Annotated in this window: 22 protein-coding genes and 3 tRNA genes; 22 read left to right on the top strand and 3 right to left on the bottom strand. The window is 39.1% G+C overall.

The window, feature by feature from the left end; genetic code table 11:
- Positions 1-73 precede the first annotated feature (73 nt).
- Positions 74-895 carry a ferritin-like domain-containing protein gene (locus CPC19_RS07195; protein WP_020162134.1) on the top strand — a complete coding sequence of 274 codons (822 nt, stop codon included), beginning with the start codon at positions 74-76 and terminating at the stop codon, positions 893-895.
- 24 nt (positions 896-919) lie between these two features.
- Here the strand turns inward: CPC19_RS07195 and CPC19_RS07190 are convergent, their stop codons facing one another.
- Complete coding sequence (locus CPC19_RS07190; protein WP_016390716.1) at positions 920-1,645, bottom strand: UDP-2,3-diacylglucosamine diphosphatase; 726 nt, start codon at positions 1,643-1,645, stop codon at positions 920-922.
- A gap of 3 nt (positions 1,646-1,648) precedes the next feature.
- Positions 1,649-2,245, bottom strand: coding sequence for a peptidylprolyl isomerase (locus CPC19_RS07185; protein ID WP_015005914.1), 597 nt, complete (start codon positions 2,243-2,245; stop codon positions 1,649-1,651).
- A gap of 198 nt (positions 2,246-2,443) precedes the next feature.
- On the opposite strand from CPC19_RS07185, the gene cysS reads away from it, so the two are divergent.
- A complete protein-coding gene (cysS, locus tag CPC19_RS07180; RefSeq protein WP_016390714.1) occupies positions 2,444-3,835 on the top strand; it encodes a cysteine--tRNA ligase in 1,392 nt (463 codons plus the stop codon).
- Here the strand turns inward: cysS and folD are convergent.
- Complete coding sequence (folD, locus tag CPC19_RS07175) at positions 3,832-4,686, bottom strand: bifunctional methylenetetrahydrofolate dehydrogenase/methenyltetrahydrofolate cyclohydrolase FolD (protein WP_016390713.1); 855 nt, start codon at positions 4,684-4,686, stop codon at positions 3,832-3,834. The two genes, cysS and folD, sit on opposite strands and share 4 nt — an antisense overlap.
- A 127-nt stretch (positions 4,687-4,813) precedes the next feature.
- Here folD and CPC19_RS07170 point away from each other — a divergent pair.
- The 20 genes from CPC19_RS07170 to CPC19_RS07075 all read left to right on the top strand — a co-directional run bounded on the left by CPC19_RS07170 (position 4,814) and on the right by CPC19_RS07075 (position 24,672).
- Positions 4,814-4,890 (top strand) — tRNA-Pro (locus CPC19_RS07170).
- 18 nt (positions 4,891-4,908) lie between these two features.
- A tRNA-Arg gene (locus CPC19_RS07165) sits at positions 4,909-4,985 on the top strand.
- 77 nt (positions 4,986-5,062) lie between these two features.
- Positions 5,063-5,138, top strand: a tRNA-His gene (locus CPC19_RS07160).
- A gap of 95 nt (positions 5,139-5,233) precedes the next feature.
- A complete protein-coding gene (locus CPC19_RS07155) occupies positions 5,234-6,013 on the top strand; it encodes a class I SAM-dependent methyltransferase (RefSeq protein ID WP_162789639.1) in 780 nt (259 codons plus the stop codon).
- A gap of 164 nt (positions 6,014-6,177) precedes the next feature.
- A complete protein-coding gene (locus CPC19_RS07150) occupies positions 6,178-8,472 on the top strand; it encodes a DNA translocase FtsK (protein ID WP_016390711.1) in 2,295 nt (764 codons plus the stop codon).
- Positions 8,473-8,475: 3 nt separating this feature from the next.
- The gene (lolA, locus tag CPC19_RS07145; RefSeq protein ID WP_016390710.1) at positions 8,476-9,108 is read left to right on the top strand and encodes an outer membrane lipoprotein chaperone LolA; all 633 of its coding nucleotides are present in this window, start codon (positions 8,476-8,478) and stop codon (positions 9,106-9,108) included.
- Positions 9,108-10,406, top strand: coding sequence for a replication-associated recombination protein A (locus tag CPC19_RS07140; protein ID WP_016390709.1), 1,299 nt, complete (start codon positions 9,108-9,110; stop codon positions 10,404-10,406). The genes lolA and CPC19_RS07140 overlap by 1 nt, the downstream gene beginning before the upstream one ends.
- 64 nt (positions 10,407-10,470) lie before the next feature.
- Positions 10,471-10,815, top strand: coding sequence for a BON domain-containing protein (locus tag CPC19_RS07135; RefSeq protein ID WP_016390708.1), 345 nt, complete (start codon positions 10,471-10,473; stop codon positions 10,813-10,815).
- 10 nt (positions 10,816-10,825) lie between these two features.
- The gene (locus tag CPC19_RS07130; RefSeq protein WP_016390707.1) at positions 10,826-11,302 is read left to right on the top strand and encodes an FKBP-type peptidyl-prolyl cis-trans isomerase; all 477 of its coding nucleotides are present in this window, start codon (positions 10,826-10,828) and stop codon (positions 11,300-11,302) included.
- A gap of 53 nt (positions 11,303-11,355) precedes the next feature.
- A complete protein-coding gene (locus CPC19_RS07125) occupies positions 11,356-12,756 on the top strand; it encodes a mannose-1-phosphate guanylyltransferase/mannose-6-phosphate isomerase (RefSeq protein ID WP_015005922.1) in 1,401 nt (466 codons plus the stop codon).
- A 227-nt stretch (positions 12,757-12,983) separates the two neighbouring features.
- Positions 12,984-15,737 carry a YdbH domain-containing protein gene (locus CPC19_RS07120; RefSeq protein ID WP_016390706.1) on the top strand — a complete coding sequence of 918 codons (2,754 nt, stop codon included), beginning with the start codon at positions 12,984-12,986 and terminating at the stop codon, positions 15,735-15,737.
- A 16-nt stretch (positions 15,738-15,753) separates the two neighbouring features.
- Positions 15,754-15,957, top strand: a complete 204-nt coding sequence (locus CPC19_RS07115; RefSeq protein WP_016390705.1) for a YnbE family lipoprotein — start codon at positions 15,754-15,756, stop codon at positions 15,955-15,957.
- 8 nt (positions 15,958-15,965) lie between these two features.
- Positions 15,966-16,298 carry a YdbL family protein gene (locus tag CPC19_RS07110; protein WP_051176851.1) on the top strand — a complete coding sequence of 111 codons (333 nt, stop codon included), beginning with the start codon at positions 15,966-15,968 and terminating at the stop codon, positions 16,296-16,298.
- A gap of 326 nt (positions 16,299-16,624) precedes the next feature.
- Complete coding sequence (locus CPC19_RS07105) at positions 16,625-17,266, top strand: RimK/LysX family protein (protein ID WP_159430355.1); 642 nt, start codon at positions 16,625-16,627, stop codon at positions 17,264-17,266.
- Between the two features lie 3 nt (positions 17,267-17,269).
- A complete protein-coding gene (locus CPC19_RS07100) occupies positions 17,270-18,793 on the top strand; it encodes an inactive transglutaminase family protein (RefSeq protein ID WP_015005926.1) in 1,524 nt (507 codons plus the stop codon).
- Positions 18,790-19,752, top strand: coding sequence for an alpha-L-glutamate ligase-like protein (locus CPC19_RS07095; RefSeq protein WP_016390703.1), 963 nt, complete (start codon positions 18,790-18,792; stop codon positions 19,750-19,752). Before CPC19_RS07100 ends, CPC19_RS07095 begins: the two co-directional genes overlap by 4 nt.
- A 146-nt stretch (positions 19,753-19,898) precedes the next feature.
- Positions 19,899-21,599: a CHASE domain-containing protein gene (locus CPC19_RS07090; RefSeq protein WP_236610539.1), complete on the top strand. Its 1,701-nt coding sequence runs from the start codon at positions 19,899-19,901 to the stop codon at positions 21,597-21,599.
- Positions 21,600-21,625: 26 nt separating this feature from the next.
- Positions 21,626-22,048, top strand: a complete 423-nt coding sequence (locus CPC19_RS07085; protein WP_016390701.1) for a response regulator — start codon at positions 21,626-21,628, stop codon at positions 22,046-22,048.
- A gap of 82 nt (positions 22,049-22,130) precedes the next feature.
- A complete protein-coding gene (locus tag CPC19_RS07080; RefSeq protein WP_016390700.1) occupies positions 22,131-23,846 on the top strand; it encodes a GGDEF domain-containing response regulator in 1,716 nt (571 codons plus the stop codon).
- Between the two features lie 436 nt (positions 23,847-24,282).
- Positions 24,283-24,672 carry a hypothetical protein gene (locus CPC19_RS07075; RefSeq protein ID WP_016390699.1) on the top strand — a complete coding sequence of 130 codons (390 nt, stop codon included), beginning with the start codon at positions 24,283-24,285 and terminating at the stop codon, positions 24,670-24,672.
- The last annotated feature ends 121 nt before the right edge of the window (positions 24,673-24,793 follow it).

Below are 24,793 nucleotides of genomic sequence, written 5' to 3'. Positions count from 1 at the left end.
AATTATTTATAAACGTCTGAGCAAGTATACAACAGATACGATAAAATCTGCTTTTCGCCAAGAGTATTTATTCATGCCTGATTTTTTTAATTCGCTCGAAAATGCCTTATTGAGCTCATCGGTTAACGAAACGATTGAGATGACACGGCAAGCTTTTGAGTTGTGCCATCAAAATAGCTCTTTTATTGAGCCAGTAAACCGCATTATTAAACCAATAGACCTCGTACGTTTTCCTGACAAGCCCATCTGTGTTGCACCCAGAGATTTACCACGAAGGCGGCTAGGAACAGAAGCAGGCAAGCGCTCATTTATACACGCTATCGCACACATAGAGTTTAATGCGATTAAATTAGCCCTAGATATTGCTTATCGTTTTAAAGGTATGCCGGCACAGTTTTATAAAGACTGGGTCTATGTTGCTAATGATGAATGTAAGCACTTTCAATTACTATGCAATCATTTAGCGACCTATGATTGTCAATATGGTGACAATCCATCGCATGATGGTTTATGGAGTATGGCCGTTAAAACAGACGATAATTTACTTGCTCGTTTATCATTGGTTCCACGTTACCTAGAAGCTCGTGGACTTGATGTTACCCCAGCCATGTTGGAAAAACTATATACCCAAAAAGACATGGACACAGCGGCCATTTTAGAAATTATTTTAGAAGATGAAGTAACACATGTTGAATTTGGTACAAAATGGCTAGATTTTGTTTGTGAAAACGAAGGAGTCGAGCGTGAAGATGTGTTTTTCGAACATGTTGAACGCTTATTAAAAGGTCAAATACTCGGCCCATTTAATAAGCCTTTACGGCTCCGGGCGGGTTTTACGCCCAGTGAGTTGTTAGAGCTTGAACGCCTTGATAAACGTAAATTAAAGCAAACATAATATTCAGAACTAGCTACGTTAAGACTAAGAAAGTTCGATGAGCTGATAACCGTCTTCACTCCAGTCGAGAACACTGCCGCTATGATCCCACTCTGCTAAAACAAAACGTTCAATCTCTTCCCCGTCCGCAATATGCGAGTGAATATCTGGCCTGTGTGTATGCCCGTGAATAAGACGTTTCACCTGATGTTTTTTAACATAATTTACAACGGTAGAGGCATTAACATCCATAATCTCCATCGACTTGTTTGCTTTATTTAAATGACTTTCTTGCCGGTAGTGTTGAGCCATCGCCAAGCGTTCTTGAAGAGGTTTAGATAAAATGCTTTGTTGCCATTCAGGCGTGTGCGTTAAGTCTCGAAATTTTTGGTATTCGACATCATCACTACACAACAGGTCGCCGTGCATTAATAAGGTACTCGTGCCAAATAAATCAATAATATATTCGTCTTCTAAGCTGACCACCTGAGTATCAGCAAAAAACTTTTTACCGACCAAGAAGTCTCTATTGCCCGCCAAAAAGTACACCTTAACTCCCTTGGAAGTAACTTTGGCTAAGTGTGTTTTAACTGCTTCACTAGGCGGGGTTGGGTCATCGTCACCAACCCATACGTCAAACAAGTCGCCCAAAATATATAAAGCTGACACATCACTACTTAAGGACTCAAGATAGGCTAAAAATCGCTGCGTATTTTCAGGCCTATCTTGGGTAAGGTGTAAGTCAGAAATAAAATGTATGTGCTGAGTCACGAATTACTTAATAACCTCAGCTTTCTCAATAATGACAGTTTCTTGAGGAACATCCGTTGGGAACATACCACCAGAGCCAGTAGGAATAGCGGCCATTTTATCAACAACATCCATACCGTCAGTTACTTTGCCAAAAACAGCATATCCCCAACCTTGTTGTGTTTTTGAACTGTGGTTTAAAAAGTCATTGTCAGCCAAGTTAATAAAAAATTGTCCTGTTGCTGAGTGCGGGTCACCTGTTCGTGCCATTGCAATCGTGCCACGGTCGTTAGCTAAACCATTATCGGCTTCATTTTGTATAGCACTGTTGGTTTCTTTCTGTGCAAAATCAGCGGTAAAACCACCGCCTTGTGCCATAAAGTTAGGAATGATTCGGTGAAAAATAACGCCTTCATAAAAACCTTCTTCAACGTAAGTGACAAAGTTTTTAACAGTATTAGGTGCTTTTTCGGCATCCAACTCTAGAGTAATATCGCCTTGGTTTGTGGTTAGTTTAATAGTTGTCATGCTCATATTTTTATCCGTTGCGTAAGTTGCAGTTGCGAAAAGTAGGGCGCTAGCAATAGATACCTTTAAAAATTGGATTAACTTTTTGGTCATCAGTAAAACTCCTACAATAAATTAAGCTGTGTATCTTATCTTCTTAGCTGGTTTTGATAAAGCTCACACATTCGTTATTTTAAAAACTCGAGCTTTAAGCAAAACAGGGCGGCTTAATATGATTAATATCGCATGCTAATCATGCCGAGATTCAATGAATCGGTTATTATTCGCCCTTAAATAATGTTGGTTATAAAAATGAGCGCACTAAAAATACACAATACCTTAACAAAGCAGAAAGAAACTTTTGTTCCAATCAACAAAGGAGAGGTTAATTTATACGTATGCGGTATGACCGTTTATGATTTTTGCCATATCGGACATGCGCGAGTTATGGTCGTTTTTGATGTTGTTTCAAGGTACTTAAAGTACTTAGGGTATAACGTTAAGTATGTGCGCAATATTACTGATATTGATGATAAAATTATTACTAGATCGATTGAATCGGGTGAGGATTTCAAGCAATTAACTAAGCGCTTTATCGATGAGATGCATCAAGACGAAGCTTCATTAAACGTCCTTTCTCCCGACATCGAACCGTTAGCAACCGACTCGATGGAGGCTATTATTACTATGATCGAACAGTTGATTGCTAATGATAATGCCTATGTTGGGCCAAATAATGATGTGTATTATTGCGTTGAATCGTTTGAGAACTATGGCCAATTATCAGGTCGAAAACTAGATGATATGAATGCAGGAGAGCGGGTAGATGTTGATGGCAGTAAACGTAACCCCTTTGATTTTGTTTTATGGAAGTCTGCTAAGCCTGACGAACCTTCATGGTCATCACCTTGGGGCAATGGTCGGCCTGGATGGCATATAGAGTGCTCTGCAATGGCAACGTGTTGCCTTGGAAACCATTTTGATATTCATGGAGGTGGAATGGATTTACAGTTTCCTCATCATGAAAATGAAATTGCTCAATCAGAAGCAGCAACAGGTGAAAAATACGTTAACACATGGATGCACAATGGTTTTGTGCGCATTGATGATGAAAAAATGTCCAAATCACTGGGTAACTTTTTCACCGTGCGAGATGTGTTGAAAAAATACCGCGGGGAAGAAATTCGCTTTTTCGTGCTATCAAGCCATTACCGTAGCCCGTTGAATTATTCAGACGATCAGTTAAATGAGTCACGTTCCGCATTAGAACGGCTTTATACAGCGCTACGTGATGTCACGCCTGTAAAAAATGAGGTTAAATCAACGTATATCGAACAATTTGAAAATGCGATGAACGATGATTTTAATTCTGCAAAAGCCATTGCCGTACTGTTCGAATGCGCAAACGAATTAAATAAATTAAAACATACACAACCAGAGCAGGCGGCAAAAACCGCAGCTGACTTATTAATAATGGCCGAACCGCTGGGTCTTTTGAGCCAAGACCCGGATCTGTTTTTAAAATCAATGGCGGGACAGGATGCCAGTATCAGTAATGAAGAGATAGAAGCTCAAATTAATCAGCGTCTTGAAGCTAAAGCGAATAAGAACTGGAGCTTAGCTGATCAAATTCGCGATAGCTTAAAAGAACAAGGCGTTATTTTAGAAGATAAGGGGCCTGAAACAACTTGGCGCAGGGGTTAACTGCTTTGTAACTCAGCTGCTTGTAAGGTGTTTTCAAGTAAAGAAGCGATGGTCATTGGGCCAACACCACCTGGTACGGGTGTTATCCAACTTGCTTTTTTTGAAGCCGTTTCATAATCAACATCCCCAACCAGCTTACCTGACTCTAGACGGTTAATACCGACATCAATAACCACAGCGCCTGGTTTAACCCAGTCACCCTTTACAAAACTTGGAATCCCAACCGCGGCAATAATAATATCTGCACGTTTAACATGCGCCTCAAGATCAACTGTACGACTGTGACAAGTGGTTACGGTACAACGAGCCATTAATAATTCCAATGAAACAGGGCGACCCACAATATTAGAGGCGCCAATAACAACAGCTTCTTTGCCCTCAAGGGCAAGCCCAGTGCTTTTAAGTAAGGTCATAATGCCTTTAGGTGTACAAGACCTTAAAACCGGCATACGAAGCGCTAAGCGACCTATATTATAAGGATGGAAGCCATCTACATCTTTAAGCGGGTCAATCGCTTCGATGATTCTTTCCTCATTAATATGCTCTGGTAACGGTAGCTGGACAAGAATCCCGTTAATAGCCGAATTATTATTTAGGTCATCAATTAAATTAAGGAGCTCCTCCTCAGTAACACCATAAGGAAAGGTCTTTGATAAAGAATAGAAGCCGACTTCTTCACAGGCATTGCATTTATTACGTACATAAACTTCAGAAGCAGGGTTTTCACCTACCAAAATGACCGCTAAACCGGGTTTTGATAAACCACGAGAAATTCGACCGTCTGTTTGTTTTTTTATTGCAGCTCTTAGTTCAGCTGAGATTTTTTTTCCATCAATCGTTTGAAATGTCATATTTTTTAAATTTTTTAAGGTTCTTTGTTAAATTTGTTAAAGAAGCGTTGACCAAAATTACCGTGTGCCGTATTATCGCCCACCTACAGACTTATTGCATTATTTATGCATTTTTTCTGAAGGAAGTCGGGGTGTAGCGCAGCCTGGTAGCGCAACTGCTTTGGGAGCAGTGGGTCGGGAGTTCGAATCTCTCCACCCCGACCAATTTTTACTTATGCTGAAGCGCTTGTAGCTCATCTGGATAGAGCATCGGCCTTCTAAGCCGAGGGTAACAGGTTCGAGTCCTGTCAAGCGCGCCATTAAGGCTAGGTTAAGTTGGTTATACCCTTTAAGAGATAAAAATTGTAAATTTAAGTTCTGTTTAAAATCGTCGATGGTGGGTGTAGCTCAGTTGGTAGAGCCCCTGACTGTGACTCAGGTTGTCGAGGGTTCGAGTCCCTTCATCCACCCCATTTTACGATTATTCTTTCCGTTAAATATGCCTAGTCATTTCACTGTTTTAGTTTTTAAACTAAAATTCGGTGTTATTTTCTTAGCGGGCCATATTTTGCCATTTAAACCATTTCCCATCTTGCTCACTGAGCCAAGCGAACCACCTCCTGAGATCAAATACCTTATTAATAAGGGTGATTATCGACTCATCGGCACTGACGATACCTCTGAAGCTTGTTTGTTAATCTATAACGATAGACGCCTTAACCTTCAACTACGAACGACTAATAAACCTTTGCAGCTATGCATTGATTTCATCAATGGTAAAGCTAAGCACCGTAGACAATATGGTGGAGGTAAAAATCAGCCTCTGGCAAAAGCGTGCGGGCTAAATAAACACCCAGATTGGAGTATTTTAGATGCCACTGCTGGACTTGGAAAAGATGCCTTTGTTTTAGCTAGCCTGGGTGCGCAAGTCACTTTATGTGAAAGACACCCCGCCTTATATGGTTTATTAGCCGATGCCCTTGATCGAGCCACTCATGATAGTAGCGTTGCAGATATTGCTGATAGGATGAAATGCATTTATCAAGACTCAATAACTCACTTAAATACTTACCAACATATTAATAGTAAATTACCGGATGTAATTTACTTAGACCCCATGTATCCCGAAAGAAAAAAATCGGCAAAAATAAAAAAAGAAATGCAAGTATTACAATATCTTGTCGCACATAATTCAAATAATAATGAGCTTTTAGAGACGGCACTGAAAACTGCCATGCATCGTGTTGTAGTGAAGCGACCAAAATCTGCAGCTCCACTCAATGAGTGCTTTCCGAGTTACACTATTAATAGTGTGAATACACGATACGATGTGTATGTTAATTCATAGATTATGCCTGTCGAGAAGATCCCTTCTTTAAGCTCAACATTTGTTATGAAAATGATAAGATAGAACATGAGAATAGTCGCCTATCAGTCTTAAAGTAGCCTGTATATTGCAATTAATCAGTCGGAAAAAAAGCACACAATTAACCAGTTTAAATAAATTATTACGTGAATCAAAAAACGACAACTTCAACGCCTTCGCCCGCACATTTACAGATTGTAAAGCTGTTAAAAGAGTCGGCTTTTTTGGTATTACTTGCTGTCAGCTTATTTTTGCTGGGCTCACTTTTTAGTTATCACGTGGACGATCCTGGTTGGACGCATAGTGGCACGGGACAGGCTGTATTAAATATCACCGGAGTTGTTGGCGCATGGATAGCAGACTTCATGTTATCTATCATGGGATTTATGGCGTTTGCTCTTCCTTTTATGTTAATGAGCAGCGCATGGAAGTTCTTATCAGAAGCACGTTCCAAACATGTTGATACACTCACGCACCAAGTCATTCGTTGGGTTAGCTTTATTGTATTTTTAGTTGCCGGAGCTGGCTTGTTAGACATGCATTATTACCAACGTTGGCTCACCATTCCTGGTTCACCGGGAGGCATTATTGGCTTAGAGTTAACAGATTTTCTAACACATCTGTTTGCTTTTCAGGGCGCAACACTTATTCTCTTGAGCTTCTTCCTTATCGGTATCACACTTTCTACTGGGCTTTCATGGCTAGGTCTGATGGATAAACTTGGTGCCTTATCAATAAAAGCATTTCGCCTGTTAAAAGCCTACATTGAAGATAGCAAAGAACGTAAAACGTCTGTTACCGTCAAAAAACAACGTAGTGATTCATTCAAAAAGCAATCGAAAATATTTGCAGCCAAGCCGAAAGCACGAATTGAGCCTGTTATTAGAGAAATAAAAAGCAGTGAGCGTGTTGAAAAAGAGCGACAAGTAGCGTTATTTGATGAGCCTGCAGGTGCCTTGCCAGGCTTGGCATTATTAGATAAGGCTACCGAGCAGGTTGAAGGGTATTCTAAAGCAGCGCTTGAAGCACTGTCGAAATTGGTTGAATTAAAACTGCAAGATTTTGGTGTTGAGGTCGATGTAGTCGCAGTTAATCCGGGCCCTGTTATTACACGGTTTGAAATTCAACCCGCGCCGGGCATAAAAGCCAGTCGAATTAGCGGCCTTGCTCAAGACTTGGCGCGCTCGATGTCCACACATAGCGTACGTGTTGTAGAAGTTATTCCTGGCAAATCTGTGATTGGCTTAGAAATACCCAATGAAGCACGTGAAATGGTGAGGCTTAGTGAAATACTCTCTTCTCAAGCGTATGAAAAATCAAACTCTCCTTTAACATTGGTGTTAGGTAAAGACATTTCCGGTCAACCTACGGTTGCTGACTTGGCTAAAATGCCGCACTTATTGGTTGCTGGCACAACCGGTTCGGGTAAATCTGTTGCCATTAACGCGATGATTTTAAGCTTGCTATATAAAGCAACACCGGAACAAGTTCGAATGATCATGATTGATCCAAAAATGCTTGAGCTATCAGTCTACGAAGGTATTCCACATTTATTAACCCCTGTTGTAACTGATATGAAAGAGGCATCCAATGCATTGCGTTGGTCTGTTGCCGAAATGGAAAGGCGTTATAAATTAATGTCCTTATTGGGTGTGCGAAATTTAAGCGGCTATAACAAAAAAGTAAGAGATGCAATAAAAGAGGGGAGCCCTTTAGCTGACCCATTATGGGAGCCAACACCCTTTATTGATGAGGATGAGGCTGGCACACTGACTGAGTTACCTCAAATAGTCATCATAATAGATGAGCTTGCCGACATGATGATGGTGGTTGGTAAAAAAGTTGAAGAGTTGATTGCCCGGCTTGCGCAAAAAGCACGGGCCTCTGGCTTACATTTAGTGTTGGCAACACAACGCCCATCGGTTGATGTGTTAACTGGCCTAATTAAAGCCAATATTCCTTCAAGAATAGCCTTTCAAGTGTCATCAAAAATTGACTCGCGTACGATACTCGATCAGTCCGGTGCAGAATCCTTACTAGGTAATGGTGATATGTTGTATCTACCCCCAGGTTCTGGTTTGCCACAACGTGTTCATGGAGCATTTGTGGATGATCATGAAGTGCATAAAGTTGTTAAACAACTTAAAAAATCAGGCAAAACAAATTATATAGATGGCATTTTGACCGCCTCTGACCCGGCTGAGTTTGACGGGGGAGGGTCTGGTGGTGGCTCGGAAGATTCCGATGAGCTGTATGATCAAGCCTTAAAAATTGTAACAGAGACACGCAGAGCATCCATTTCTGGTGTACAGCGCCAATTAAGGGTTGGTTATAATCGAGCCGCACGAATGATTGAAGAAATGGAACGCTGTGGCGTTGTCGGTCCATTACAATCGAATGGTTCACGTGAAGTATTGGCCCCACCACCACCTGAGTTATAAATTATGAATACACTTCGTAGCGTTTTTTGCTGTTTTGTCTTATTTGCTTTTACTTTACCAAGCGTCGCAAAAAGCAGCGAAGATAATCTAGCGCTTCATTTGCAACACTATGTAAATCTTAGCGGTCAATTTACTCAGGTCATTAGCAGTGAACAAAGCTCTTTTATTCAATCATCAACCGGTGAGTTCTGGATAAAAAAGCCCAATCAATTTCGTTGGCACTACACAACGCCTTATGTGCAAAAAATTATCTCAAACGGGGATAAGCTTTGGGTCTACGACGAAGACCTTGAGCAAGTTACCATCAAAGATGCGTCGCAATCGGTTGGTTCCTCGCCTTTAGCAGTAATTCTTGGCTCTATTGAACTTGATACGCTTTTTAATATTACTCAGTTGGATAACAGCGAGCAATTAGAATGGTTAATGCTAACGCCTAAAGAAGACTCAAGTGGTTTTGAATTTATTAAGGTGGGTTTTAAAGATGGTCTACTCAACAAAATGCGTCTGCATGATAGTTTTGGCCAAACCACCGATTTATTATTTACTGATGTGACCATTAACGAACCTATTGTAGACGAAACCTTCGAGTTTATTGTGCCCGATGGCGCTGATGTTTTTGAAGAAACACCGAACTAATGAAACCCAGTGAACCGCTAGCCGACCGCCTTCGTCCCACCTCGTTACAGGAATTTTCAGGTCAACAACATCTTTTATCTGAGGGTAAACCCCTTTATGAAGCAATTCAATCAGGGCAATTACACTCGCTCGTTTTATGGGGCCCTCCAGGTGTTGGTAAAACAACCTTAGCAAGAATCATTGCGCAACAAGCCGAGGCCGACTTTATTTCACTTTCAGCTGTTTTAGCCGGCGTTAAAGATATTCGAGCCGTTGTTGAGCAAGCAAAAAAAAATCGTATAGATAAACAACAAAACACGCTTCTTTTTGTTGATGAAGTACACCGTTTTAATAAATCACAACAAGATGCTTTTTTACCACATGTAGAAGCCGGAGTTTTTACGTTCATTGGCGCGACCACTGAAAACCCCTCTTTTTCGCTCAATAATGCATTATTATCCAGAGCGCGTGTTTACACATTAAAATCACTTGAAGAAGACGATTTGCGCGCTATCCTTAATCATGCCTTAACGGATAAAAACAAAGGGCTCGATAGCCAGTTTACTATCGACAATGAGGCCATTCAATTGTTACTGAATGCCTCAGACAAAGATGCCAGACGGTTATTAAATTTTATTGAATTAAGCGCTCAACTGGCTTCTGCAAACGAACATAAAACCATTACAGCCAATATAATTAATGAGGTTGTTCAAGACGGAGTGCGGCGTTTTGATAACCACGGTGAAGACTTCTACAATCAAATATCGGCGTTACATAAATCCGTTCGTGGTAGTAACCCCGATGCCTCGTTATATTGGTTAAAACGCATGCTTGATGGCGGATGCGATCCGTTATATGTCGCACGACGTATTGTCCGTATTGCCTCTGAGGATATCGGTAATGCAGACCCACGTGCGTTACAAATAGCTTTAAATGCCTGGGAAACACAAGAAAAATTAGGCAGCCCTGAAGGTGAGTTAGCACTTGCGCAAGCAGTAATTTACTTGGCCTGTGCAGCAAAAAGTAACGCCGTATATAGCGCTTTCAATGCAGTTGACAGCGTTATAAAAAAAACAGGTAGTTTGGATGTTCCTTATCACCTTAGAAATGCGCCAACAGCCTTAATGAAACAAGAGGGCTATCATGAAGGTTATCGTTACGCACATAATGAGCCCAATGCCTTTGCTGCAGGGGAAAATTATTTACCAGAGGCGCTTATTGGTTCGACTTATTACGAACCAGTTGATCGTGGACTTGAAATAAAGATTGCTGAAAAGCTTCGATACTTAAGAGAACTTAACCAACAAGCAAAAAAATAAAATATTCCGCTATATTAAAAGGTATTATTAACACTCATTAACTGACACATTATTTGATTTAGCAATGAATAAATTTATTACTCTGCTTATTTTACCCCTTCTGCTTTTCCTAAGTGCTTGCACAACCGTGTTAATTGGTGGCGCTGGTGCTGGCGGTTATGCAGTTGGTACTGACGAGCGACCTGTTGGTGTTATATCAGAGGATATTTCTATAACCACTCGAGTCAAAACTACATTAATCAAAGATAAGCAGATTGATGCTTTTGATATTAATGTTGATACCTACCGTTCCGTGGTTACCTTATATGGACATGTTAAGAGCTCAGCTCAATTAAATCGAGCCATAAGTCTTACAAGCTCGGTAAAAGGGGTTAGTAAAGTGATTTCAAAATTGACGGTCATTCAATAATAGAGCCGCTATGAAAATTTTACTTATTATTGTTGTCATTGCAGCCGTTTTTTATCTGGTCCAGTATTTTTTAAATGGTAAAGCAACGTTAAACGCTAAAGAAAATATTCAAGCTGGTGAAGAGTTCTTAGCAAAAAATGCTGAACAAGAGGGCGTTATAACCACCGCATCAGGTTTACAATACAAAGTGCTTTCACCAGGTGATGGTGAAGTGCACCCAACTTCGACCGATAAAGTGACCGTTCATTACCATGGTACTTTGTTAGATGGAACGGTCTTTGATAGTTCTGTAGATCGAGGTGAGCCCATTGCCTTTGGCCTAAACCAAGTCATTAAAGGCTGGACTGAAGGTGTGCAGTTAATGGTAACAGGTGAAAAAACACGTTTTTTTATACCCAGCAAATTAGCGTATGGCAACCAATCTATGGGGGCCATTAAAGGCGGTTCAACGCTTATTTTTGATGTTGAGTTGATTGCTATTGATTAACGTATTTTATTAGGCATTATGCAGTTACTGAGTAGGATTAAATAAGGAAGTTTATGATTCCAGTTATTATGTCGGGTGGAAGTGGTACACGCCTGTGGCCACTGTCTAGAAAGAACAAACCTAAGCAGTTTATTGCTTTATTTGGCGAAAATACCATGTTTCAAGAAACGCTAAATCGACTTAGTGGACTTGAGGGTATTCAATCACCTATTGTTGTCTGCAATAACGATCATCGCTTTATGGTAGCAGAGCAATTGCAAGAATTAAGAATCACCTCAGCTAATATTATTTTAGAACCTGTTGGGCGAAATACTGCGCCAGCGCTCGCTACATCAGCGTTAGAAGCTCAAAAAATGGGCGATGATCCAGTTTTATTAGTCTTAGCCGCAGACCATGTTATTGATGACCTTACAGCTTTTCATCAAGCTATTGAAGCTGCAAAAATACAAGCAGAACAGGGCAAGATTGTAACGTTTGGTATCGTGCCCACTTCCCCAAACACCGGTTACGGTTATATTCAGGCCGATCAAAAAAACACCATCAGCCCCGTTAAAGCGTTTGTAGAAAAACCAGACTTACAGACTGCTACGCAATATGCCGACTCAGGTAATTTCTATTGGAATAGTGGGATGTTTATGTTCAAAGCATCCACGTTGATTTGTGAATTAGAAAAATATTCACCTGAGATTTTGTCCAGTTGCCGTGAAGCTTTAGCTAAAGGTACGAAAGATCTCGACTTTACTCGTTTGGATGTTGCTTCATTTGAAGCTTGTGACTCAGACTCAATAGATTATGCAGTGATGGAACATACCAGCAAAGCCGTTGTTGTACCGTTAGATGCCGCCTGGAGCGATGTTGGTTCCTGGTCTTCCTTATGGGAATGCGCGCAGCAGGACGCCGATAATAATGTTTTACAAGGCGACGTGATCGTTGAAGATGTGCAAAATGCTTATATTCATAGTGAGCACCGTTTGGTATCTGTTATAGGGTTAGATGATATTGTTGTTGTTGAAACCGCTGATGCCGTCATGGTCGCGAGTAAAAAATCTGCACAAAATGTAAAAAGCATAGTCAACCGACTGGTAAATGAAGACCGTAAAGAGGCAGAAAACCACCGTCTATGTTATCGCCCTTGGGGACATTATGACGCTATTGATGTTGGTGAACGGTTCCAAGTTAAACGAATTACGGTTAAACCAGGCGCTTCATTATCATTACAAATGCACCACCATCGTGCTGAACACTGGATTGTAGTGACAGGCACGGCAGAAGTTACCTGCGATGATAAAGTTATGCTGGTTTCAGAAAACCAATCCACTTACATCCCAGTTGGTACCAAACATAGATTACATAACCCTGGTCGAGTTTTGCTCGAAATGATTGAGGTACAGTCAGGGGCTTATTTAGGTGAAGATGACATTATTCGTTTTGAGGATGATTATAGTCGGACATAATCATCGAGCCCTCTGAGATATTATATAAAGCTCTATAATGACTAATACAGGGTTGTTTTTGAATTAATTAGATAGAACCCGAATGTCGACGAGTGCGAATTAACATCTATTTTTATCGTCTGTAGAAAAATGTTTTTAAATGAAAAATGGCGTATTATTTAAAAGCTCTTTAATCACGCTTGCTAACTATTGTATGTTTGCCTCCCCAGGACGATAGATTGTCTTTCATGCCCAAAATACGTGGTGTACTTATAGCGTTTAGCGCTATAGTTTTCTTATTCCTTCTCTCATACATCGCGTTACCTTGGCTTGTACAAACAGCACTGACATCTTCATTAAGCAAGTACGACATTGAAGTTACAAACATTCAGTTCGATCGCCCATCGTGGAAACAACTTTCTTCACGCTCATTTCAGTTAAAGTCATTATCATTAAGATTTGAAGAGCAGGTAGACGTTGATATAGCAAATACATTCATCAACTTTAATACACCTTCCGCATACTTGGTTTTGGTTAACATCGACTCTATTGATATACGGATAAATAAACCTTCTTCGAATAACACTGTTACTGACATTAATTTATTTGATGTTTTGCCAAGTGCTTTAATCGATGATCTACCTCAAGTACGTATGCTTGTTAACTCGTTAACGGTCCATCAACCTCATTTAGAACTCAAGGCGTTCAGGATTGATTTATCAAATGGATTATTAACCGTCCAAACCATATTAGGTGACGGTTTTTTTAACAAAGGTTCCAAAGTATTTAAGCAGTTAATCGACACCAATATTTTATTAAAAATAAATACGCAAAATGAACTTGAATTAAACATATCAGATACCGCCGCTAATCCATTACTAGCGTTGAGCCTTAAGTTAACAAAACAAGGTGATCTACTGAAAGGGGACGTGCAGCTTAACAGTGAATTAAATGCTTTCGAGTGGCCAACAATTAATGGTAGTGCGATAAGTGTTAATAGCAATCAATTGGTCAGTAGCAACCAATTCACATTACCTGCCACACAACGGTTCTCTATAGATGAGATTACACAACTTACCGGCGTTACTAAGATACAAAATACCAGTCATTTTTCTAACCAACACACAGCAGCAACGACTAAAGTCACCACCGACTCAACGCTAAGGTTTTCATTAGACAAAGGAAAATTTCGTTTAACGCTCGTAGACCCTAAACAACCTATTGTAGAAATAAACGGCTATCTAAAACGTTTCCTTATGCCCGATAACAACTACAAAATGATGGATGAACTGGGCACTTTGCTTGCCAATCTAAAGGAGCCTCTCACCATCGAGTATGATCTATTGGCTGATTTGAATAACCCTTTCTCAATTATTGATGGCAGCTTCACCCTAGAATACATTGAAAAGAACAAAAAACTGATCGATGTACAGTTTTCTAACATGGAGGTTATTACCCCAGAAAACAGTCAAAGAAGCCATTATCAGTTTCAGCTCAAAGGTAATCTACACCTTGCTAATATTTATCGTCCACTCGATATAGAAAACCTCTTTATTAGCAAACTAAGAGGTGAGGTTAACAGCCGAGTAAGCATTCAAGATCATCACTTGATGATTCAGCCGTTGTCGAAAAATCGTTTTGAAATACATTCTTTACGTTTTAATGAATACAAAGCCAAAACACTTTTCGTAAACATTCCAAACCAAACGCTTTCTATTAATTTAAACACGCAAGATGTTTCCGCTGTGAAATTTGCATTAGGTGGTCAAAACCTTGATAGCAATCAATTGAACATTAAAAAATGGGGGCTTACAGCAAACGCAAACCTCCAGCAGCATAAGATGAGTATTCGTTCTTCAATTGACGCAATGAATCTGGCGTTGTTAGATCAGACATACTATATCCCACCCATGATTATTAAAAACCAACTCTGGTTTAAAGACTTAAGTGCAACTAAAGCATCGCTTAAACTCGCCAATATATGTAACGACCCCATCCTTTTCGCAAACTGGCAACCTAAAAACAGTACAGAGCATTTAATTGATATCCATTGGCAGCAGACTTTTTCAACACATAAGACATTCAGAAAATGGCTTAACACACCAATACTTCCATTTGACATGACTGGCGGGAGCTTTGCGGGAGACGCGGTTATTGAATTAACTAAGGGTGAAACTGAATTTAAGCAATTCAAGGTCTCATTACACGACGCACAAGGCGTTTATCAGACAGGTACATTTAAAGGGGTTCAGCTTCAGTTAAGTTCACCCTCGCAACAATTGGGGTCATATAAAACACAACAGGCGGTTACGTTTGACACCTTTTACGCAGAACTTAACGGCCACATTAATGAATTAAATATGGGTATAAAGGCAAACAATATCGAGCTTAATGGCGTACTTTATAATCAACTAAACGAGTGGCATTTTAAAACCCCGTTAAGCAAAGCGACCGTTTTTTCAGGTTTAGTAGAAATTCAAAATGAAGACATTAATTTTAACGATGCTCTACAACTGGAGTTGATCGTAGATCGCTTGGATTTATCTGAATTGGTCAGAACGCAAAACATGGATGGCTTATATACCAGTGGCAAATTATCAGGACGTATTCCTGTGCACTATATAAACGGGCAATTCAACGTATCGGGTGGCCGTATGAGTAGCATCGATGGCGGGAAAATCCGTTACACCACACCTTTAAGCCAAAGCACAAATATAAATGATCAACTAAAATTAACCTTCGATGTACTGGAAGACTTTAACTACACAACGTTAAACAGCAAAATAATTTACGATGATGATACGCTATTATTTAAATCTGCTATTTCTGGGCGTAATCCAACTGTTGCCAATGGCCGTTTAATCAACTTAAACTTAAATACTGAAGTCGGCTTAAAAGGGGCTCTTGAAACAATGCGCATTCAATCAGGTATTGATTTAAACATAGAAGCGTTTATACGCTCTAAAATAAAGCATTCAAATAATCAATATTATTGCCAATAAAAACATGAGGTTTTGTATGAAAAAAATAGCCCCCATCGCATATATAACATGTATTGGCTTGTTGCTAAGCTCAATATTTGGATGCACGCCAACCGTCAAAGTAGAAGCGTCAGACAAGCCCATTACAATCAATTTAAATGTAAAGATTGAACACGAAATTCGAGTCAAGGTTGATAAAGAGCTAGACTCCATACTGTCTGAAGATTCAGGCTTATTTTAAGAGGAACGATGATGAAATACGTACAAATTTTATTAACTGTTTTTATGCTCACACTATCAACAGTTTCTTTAGCCATTGATCTACATAGTGCAAAAGATCAAGGTTTAGTAGGAGAAACGCCGAACGGGTATTTAGCCAGCCCCGTTAGTGCTCCATCAGCTGACATTAAAGCACTCATCAGTGATATTAATGCTAAACGGAAACAAAAATATGCCCACGTTGCAGCAAAAGTTGCTAAGCCATTAAGCGTCGTTGAACAACTGGCTGGGAAAAAAGCTATTGAAAAAACAAGCAAAGGGCATTTTATTCAATTTCCAGATGGCCAATGGGTCAAAAAGTAACGACAAACGCTTATCCCTTTAACTTTGAAACTATTTTGCTTTTAGCATTAAGCGCTTGTACATGTCTAAGTAATTAAAATTTATTGGCATCCATTTCTGCAGTGACAGGCATAACATATTAGCGAATACTACGAAGTAGTATCTGTCTACACTGTACGCTGCTGAGCAAGAGGTTAAATTAAATACTGTGTTATATTAAGCTCCAGTAAATACTCGGAATCCACTACTTTATTCATTTTTTATGCTCTAACCAGCACAAAAATAGCGTGATACCATAATGGACACGGCTATACCTAAACTTTCAATCTACTTTGTCGGTGACGTTTGTGAGCACACTGTTTTATCCCATCCAACTTCTTCGTTCTACAACAAGCTTTATTTACACCTTATTTCTATTAAGTGTTTTGTTTATTAGCGGTTGTAGCACAATACCACCGATCGATAAAAAGGAACCAGTAATAACTGCACCGGTATGCCCTGTGTGTAAACCAACGACTTGCCCTAAAGTTGCTGAACCCATAAAAAAAGTAGCTAAAAAAACAAGAGGGGAGTTAAATCTACCCGTGATAGGAGGCGTTGAAAATGTTGTTGTTGAGCCTCTAAATTTAAAATTTGAAGCACGTATAGATACCGGAGCAAAATCCACCTCGATACATGCAGAAAACATCCAGCTCATTGAACGTGAAGGCAAGCGCTTTGTGCGCTTTTCATTATACGATAGTAAAACCAAATCACTCGTTGAGGTAGAACGTCGTTTTCGTAGGCGAGTAATTATCAAACAGCAAGATGGAAATAATGAAATGCGATACGTCGTCACATTATGGTTAACTCTTGGCAAGAATAAAGATGAGGTTGAAGTGAACTTGACCGACCGATCTGCCTTTGACTATCAGCTATTAGTTGGGCGTAATTTATTAACTGACCGAGCTATAGTTGATGTTAGTTTACGTCATACCTTAAGGCCTTAAAACTTGTCATCTACACATAAAATCACCATCATCGCGCTATTTATGATCCTGCTCGGTCTTGGCTTGACCTTGTACAAAAATATAGTGTTAGGGTTCCCGCTTTTACCGGGTATTAGAGAAGATGTTTGGACAATAGAATCCAAAATAAACCTTAAACCCCTACATGAAGGGCCTGTTCAAATAGCGCTAACCTTACCTGAAGAAGATGCTGGTTGGGTGTCTTTAGACGACCACTTTGCCTCATCTGGCTTTAATTTTTCAGTGACTGAACAAAACGGTCATAGACGAGCACATTGGACACGCGAAACAATGGAGCGGGCTACGACCTTGTTTTATAAAAAACAAGTTTATCGTATGCGAGACAGGGCGCTCACAGACCGAGTTGTCCCTAATGTTGAGCTGCCTATTTTAACCACCACGAATGAAGAGGTGATGGAAAAGGTGGTCGAATCCTTAAAGACAAAATCGACAACGCCCGCAGAGTTTTCCACTTTATTATTCGACAGTATCAACCTGCCGCAACCCGACCCAGACATGAGCTTTCTTTTGTCGAGCTATGGTGGCGTACATCTAGATGTGGTTATGGATGTTCTAGCTTATGCCAACATTCCAGCACAACTCATTAAAGGCATTTTCTTGGAAGATGGTCGACGTCGACAACGTATCAGCAGCCTTGTTGAAATAGTCGCTGGCGATCGCTGGTTAATTTTTGACCCTACAACAGGTGCTGAAGGGCTGCCGGATAACTTTTTTGTTTGGCAACACGGTTCCACCTCAATATTAGACGTCATTGGAGGGCGCAACTCGTCCATTGAGTTTGCGTTAGTAAAAAACACATTACCTCTTAAATCCATCCTTTTCATGGAAGGGCATCTTGAAGAACAACCCTTATTAGATTTTTCAATTTATGCTCTACCTGTAGAGCAACAAGGTATTTTTAAGGGCTTATTACTGATACCAGTGGGTGCTTTAATCATCGTTTTACTGCGAATACTGGTTGGCTTAAAAACATCTGGCACCTTTATGCCTATTCTGATTGCACTCGCCTTTATTCAAACCTCACTCTTAGTGGGATTGGGTATTTTCCTTACCGTGGTCGGCTTCGGCTTATGGATACGCTATTATTTGTCTTACCTCAATTTATTATTAGTAGCACGAATAACCGCTGTGGTCATCGTGGTTATTCTATTAATGGCAGGTTTAAGTATTATTAGTTATAAACTTGGCTTTCACCAGGCTTTAACAATCACCTTTTTCCCAACCATTATTCTTGCTTGGACTATCGAAAGAATGTCACTTTTATGGGAAGAAGAGGGCGCGCACGAAGTCTTAGTACAAGGAGGCGGGAGCCTATTAGCGGCCATTTTGGTTTACTTAACCATGTCAATGTCGATGGTAGAGCACCTTACCTTTAATTTCCCCGAGTTAATGATCAGCCTACTGGGCATTGTTTTATTATTAGGTAAATACACTGGTTATCGCTTGTTTGAACTGTATCGTTTTCGTGCTTTTGGCCACACTGAATGAAGTGGGTATCGCCTAAAAAACTAAGGGAACTTGGCATCCTTGGTATGAACAGCCGAAACATTGATTATATCGGCCGTTCAAATGACAGGCGTCTTTTTCCATTAGTAGATGACAAGCTAAAAACTAAAAGACTCGCTGAAAAATTTGGCATGTCTGTGCCTCGACTTTTTGCTGTTATTAATAATCAACATGACATACAAACATTAGAAAACCAACTTAGTGGGCGAGACCAGTTTGTTATTAAACCAGCGCAGGGCAGTGGTGGAAAAGGCATTTTAGTCATAGCCGAACGTGTAGACGATCAATACATCAAATCCAGTGGCCCCTCGCTTAAACTAAGGGACTTAAAACATCATGCCACCAATATATTAAGCGGTTTGTATAGTTTGGGTGGCCGCCCCGATGTTGTCATGATCGAAGACATGATTGTTTTCGACCCTATTTTTTCACCGTACAGCTATGAAGGCGTTCCAGACATAAGAGTTATCGTTTATAAAGGATACCCTGTTATGGCCATGCTTCGTTGCTCAACCCATGCATCAGATGGCAAAGCGAACTTACACCAAGGTGCCGTCGGGGTAGGGCTTGATATAAACACAGGAAAAAGCCTTTTCGCAGTGCAAAATAATATTAAAATTGAAAAGCACCCAGACACTGGCTTTAGCTTTGATCAGCTAGTCATTCCTAACTGGGACCATATTTTACAGCTCGCCTCTCATTGTTATGAAATGGTCGGCTTAGGTTACTTTGGCGCTGATATTGTATTGGATAAAAATAAAGGCCCTATGATCTTAGAACTCAATGCTCGCCCAGGCCTCGCTATTCAGGTTGCAAACCAAACCGGTTTAACCAAACGACTTCAACATATCGATCAACATATATTAGCTATGACATATGGCGTTGATGCGCGCATCGCGCTAGCAAAACAATGGTTTGCTGACTCCCTACGAAACGCCTAAACCTGTACTATAATATTTAAAAACAACAGGTAATGACATTGAAGCATCCATTAAATAACTAATATTAAACCATTACGGAGTGTAAATAGATGGTAGAAGAGCAAAAAACTCTCGTACAAAGGAGAAAGTTAATACAGGCAGGACAAATGCATATAGTACATTGGCTAATTGTATTACTTTCAATTGTACTAACCCTTACCGCATGGCATTTTTCGAGATCACAATTAAACCAGAAGCTTGAAGCTAAATTTGAACGTAATGCAGCGCAAGTTGTAAATTTAGTTAAAGAAAGAATGAAACTTTATGAAAATGCACTGTGGAGCAGTGTAGCCTTTATTGACACAGTTAATACTCCAATTACATCAAACACATGGTTATCTTACTCAAAGAGCCTTAAAATAGAGTCAACCTATCCAGGTGTCAATGGGATTGGCATTATTTATAATATTCAACCTCATCAACTGGATAGTTATCTGCTAAAACAGCGAGAACTTAGGCCACATTTCACCATACACCCTAAGCATGATGAACCTGAATATTGGCCCATTACCTATATTGAACCCGCATTACCGAATCAAAAAGCGATAGGCCTCGATATGGCTTTTGAGAAGAACCGCTATGTATCCATTCAAAAAGCACGTGATTCAGGGCAGGCGCAGTTAACAGGGCCAATTACCCTAGTACAAGACGCAAAAAAAACGCCCGGATTTTTATTCTACACACCCTTTTATGAAAATGGTGCTAAGCCAGACAGCCTTGAAACACGAAGAGCGTTAATTGAGGGTGTGACGTACGCCCCGTTCATTATGAAAAACCTTATGCAAGGCACCTTGGCTGAAAAATATAGGTATGTCAGTATTCAAATTCATGATAACGGGGAATTGTTGTTTGACGATCATGCTGGCAGAAGCCTAGAAGATGTGGATCAGAATCCACTATTTACCAAAGAAGAACATGTCGAGTTATACGGCCAAGTATGGACTTTCTCAATTCAATCAAATTCAAGTTTTAGGAATGAATCATCGTCAAATCAGTCGTCAGTCATTTTAATTGGCGGCTTATTAATAGATGGCCTATTATTAGGGTTATTTTTATTCTTATCTAAAGCTAATCGCCAAGCGCTAGCTTATGCCGATGAAATGACACAGGATCTAGAAGAAAAAAAAAGCAATCTAGAAAAATCAAATAACGATTTAGAACAGTTCTCATATGTTGCCTCACATGATCTCAAATCGCCTCTGAATGCGATCAAAAATCTCGTAGAATGGATAACTGAAGACTGTCAAGATATTATTCCCGACGAGTCAAAAAAGCACTTAGCATTGTTGACTCAACGAAGTGACCGCATGATGAAATTACTGGATGACCTTCTTGAATACTCCCGTATCAATCGAAGTGAATTTAAAAATGAGTCTGTAAACTTAAAAGATATCAGCACAGATGTGTTTTCAATGCAGGATAAGACAGAGGGATTTACATTATCTGCGCCAGATATAGAAATAACTATTCCCAAAACACCCATAGAAATAGTGCTCAGAAACTTAATTTCAAATGCAATAAAACATCATAAAAGTAAAAGTGGTGCTATTACTGTCTTGTATGAAAGCAATCCAGATTACCATATTATTATTGTTGAGGATGATGGCCCGGGCATTCCATTAGAATTTCATGATAAAGCACTGGAAATGTTTCAAACATTAAAGCCGAGAGATAAAGTGGAAGGTAGTGGGATGGGATTAGCGATGATTAAACGAATTGTCGAACATTATAAAGGCAAGATATTAATTACTTCTGATGGTAAAAACGGAACAAAAATATCTATTTATTGGCCATTATCAAATGCATAAATATTCACACTATTAGAGTATAAACTATGGACACTAACCCAAAAGACGTAACCTTATTATTAGTTGAAGATGATGATATTGATGCCATGACAATTGAGCGGAGCTTTCTTAAACAACGCATCGCCAACCCAATCGTTAGAGCTTACGATGGTATAGAGGCATTAGAGTTATTAAGAAGCAATAAAGTATCTCGCCCATTGATCATCTTACTTGATTTACAAATGCCAAGAATGGGCGGTATTGAGTTCTTAAAACAGTTACGTGCAGATGAAACTTTGTCTGATTTAGTTGTTTTTGTATTAACAACCTCTAAATCTGAAGAAGATATGTTATCAAGCTACAAACAACATATCGCAGGATATTTTATAAAAGGCGATTCAGGCGAAAAGTTTTTAGACATTGTGAATGTTTTAGATAGTTATTGGAAAATTGTCCAATTACCTAAATGAAAAACAATAAAACCAAATAATATAAAACTTAGCAACTATACTGATTTTAATAGCTGGTTAACTTTGGAAAGCGTGTCAAGATATGAATATACTAATAGTTGATGATGATATTGTTGACAGAGAACTTATTACAAGGACTTTAAAGCGCAGCAATATATCGTGTGAAATTTCGGGTGTAGAGTCAGTAGATGAAGCACTTGAACAACTAAAAAAAACGGAATTTGATGCCGTTTTACTCGATTATAACTTACCAAAACGTAATGGTATTGAGTTATTAGTTGAACTGAGAAGCGTCCATGAACGACATGACATCCCAGTTATAATGATGAGCACGTCAAAAGACGACGAACTAGCGCTTAACTGTATTAACGCAGGCGCGCAAGATTTCCTTGTAAAAACTGAAATAAACGTTTTTCGATTACAAAGAGCTATTGTTAATTCACATGCGAGAGCTGATCTAGAAAAACGTCTCTATCAAAGCTATCAACACACCAAAGAACTTGCAGAGCAAGATAGTTTAACTGGTATATCCAGCCGCTATCATTTTGATGAATCTTTGATTAATGATTTAAAAAGTAACGAAAGAAATAAAACAACGCTCGCGTTATTATTAATTGACCTCGACCATTTCAAATACGTTAACGATAATTATGGACATGACATTGGTGACAGCTTATTAATAGAAGTAGTCAACCGAATACATCATTGCTTAAGAGGAAATGAATTATTTGCTCGTCTTGGTGGTGACGAATTTGCAATAACCTTAACCAATATAAACTCAGCTAATAATGCCACGCATGTTGCACAACGTATTATAGATGCATTAAGTGAGCCATTTACGATTGATAATCACATCATCACTTCAGCAGCGAGTATTGGTATTTCCATTTCTCCAGATGATAGCGTTAACCCAAAAGAACTATTTAAATACGCTGATATAGCAATGTATAAAGCTAAAAGCAAAGGGCGTAATCAATTTTCGTTTTTCGAAGAAGCAATGCAAGTAGAGTTTTTATCGAATTTTCATATTGAAAATCAGTTAAAAGAAGCGCTTAAAAATAAACATTTTAACCTGCATTACCAACCTGTTATGGATCCAAAGACTCAACAGTTAACAGGGGTAGAAGCATTAATTCGCTGGGAAGTCGATGGTGTAGCAATAAGCCCAGATAAGTTTATACCTATTGCTGAAAAATCTAGGTTAATTTTCGATATTGGTCAATGGGTCATTGAACAAGCAATAAGGCAATTAAGTAACTTAAATCTAGACCATTCGCAATCAATTACTATGGCTATTAACTTATCAGCCGTACAGTTAACAAATGACAGTGTAATCGACGTCATTCACGACTGTATAAAACAATATAATGTCGATGCCAATTTAATTGAATTTGAAATAACAGAAACAGCCTTAATTGTTGAACCAGAAAAAACGGTGAAAATAATACAAGCAATCAGTGATTTAGGTTGCAAAATATCACTGGATGACTTTGGTACTGGCTTTTCTTCATTGTCGCACTTACATAGCTTTCCTATTGATATTGTAAAAATAGACAAATCTTTAATGCCTAGTTATTTCTCAACAGAAAAAGTAAAAAAATTATTATCAGGTTTAATTGTCATGCTTAAATCTTTAAAGCTTCAAATTGTTGCCGAAGGTGTTGAAACACAGGATGATTTAGATTTATGTATAAATTTAGGCGTTGATAAAGTTCAAGGCTACTTTTTTGATAAAGCATTGCCAGTTGATGTGTTTGAACGGAAATATTTACAACTAAATAACAAAAAAGTGCTGTAAAACTTTATACCGTCATTAATTAAACATCTTAAGCTTTTTGTACTCAGCAAAAGTTTTAATTCAGGAAGTACGCTTTCATCAAACGGGCTGAAGTCATCATAGTCTTCTTACTTAGCCTAAAGAATAATTTTAAGTAATATATATTTACGCACCTGCTAGGGTGTTGACTATCTTTTTCAATAGAGTGTTTATCCGAAACTGCAATAAAAAAGCCCCAGCACGATTAAGTGCTGAGGCCTTGATATAAATGGTGCTGGGGCCGGAACCGCGAAAATCTCTCCAAGCCATAATACAAAAGGCATCTAATTTCTTTAATTTTCGACATACCCCCAGAAATACCCCCGTTTAATGAAGGTTATTGATAGAAAATAAGTATATTTTCATATATGAGTTATTATTTAAATTAACTTTTTTTTCAATAACATGATGACGTTTAATGAAAAATAATAATTTCACGATAAGTTACAAAATCAATCCGACTGATTTTCCTCAAGCATCAACAAGTTTGGAATTAAAAAAGCACAATAATAATTGGGTTTTAAAGGGTGTTTACGGCATGTATTCCGAAAATGAAGTCAATCGTATTATTTCTGAGGATGAAGTCCAGGCCGTTATCACAAAATTAGAGCACTCTAAACTTCCGGTTCTACCGAGTGAAATTGTTGGGTGTGATGGTGCCTTTCAAGAAATTAAATTAGCAAGAGGGGTGGGCCACATTATTTATCGTTGGTGGGATGATGAACTCGAGGGCTACAAAGTATTGGACAAATTAGTTGATACATTACTGGAATGGGGGAGGATTGATTATGGCAAATGTAAGATGTAACAACGTAATCATAGCTACAGATGTTTAGCGGAACCCCCTATAGCCTGACAAGGCTGTAAAAAAAGTGCGCCTCTTTGTCCGCAATGTTTTAAGTGTCACACAGTACCTTTTTAAGGTCTCC

Origin of the sequence: Cycloclasticus sp. PY97N (genome assembly GCF_002443175.1) — a bacterium.
GTDB lineage: Bacteria > Pseudomonadota > Gammaproteobacteria > Methylococcales > Cycloclasticaceae > Cycloclasticus > Cycloclasticus pugetii.
The sequence above is the reverse complement of the archived record's forward strand: the minus strand, read 5'-3'. Positions and strand labels throughout refer to the sequence as shown.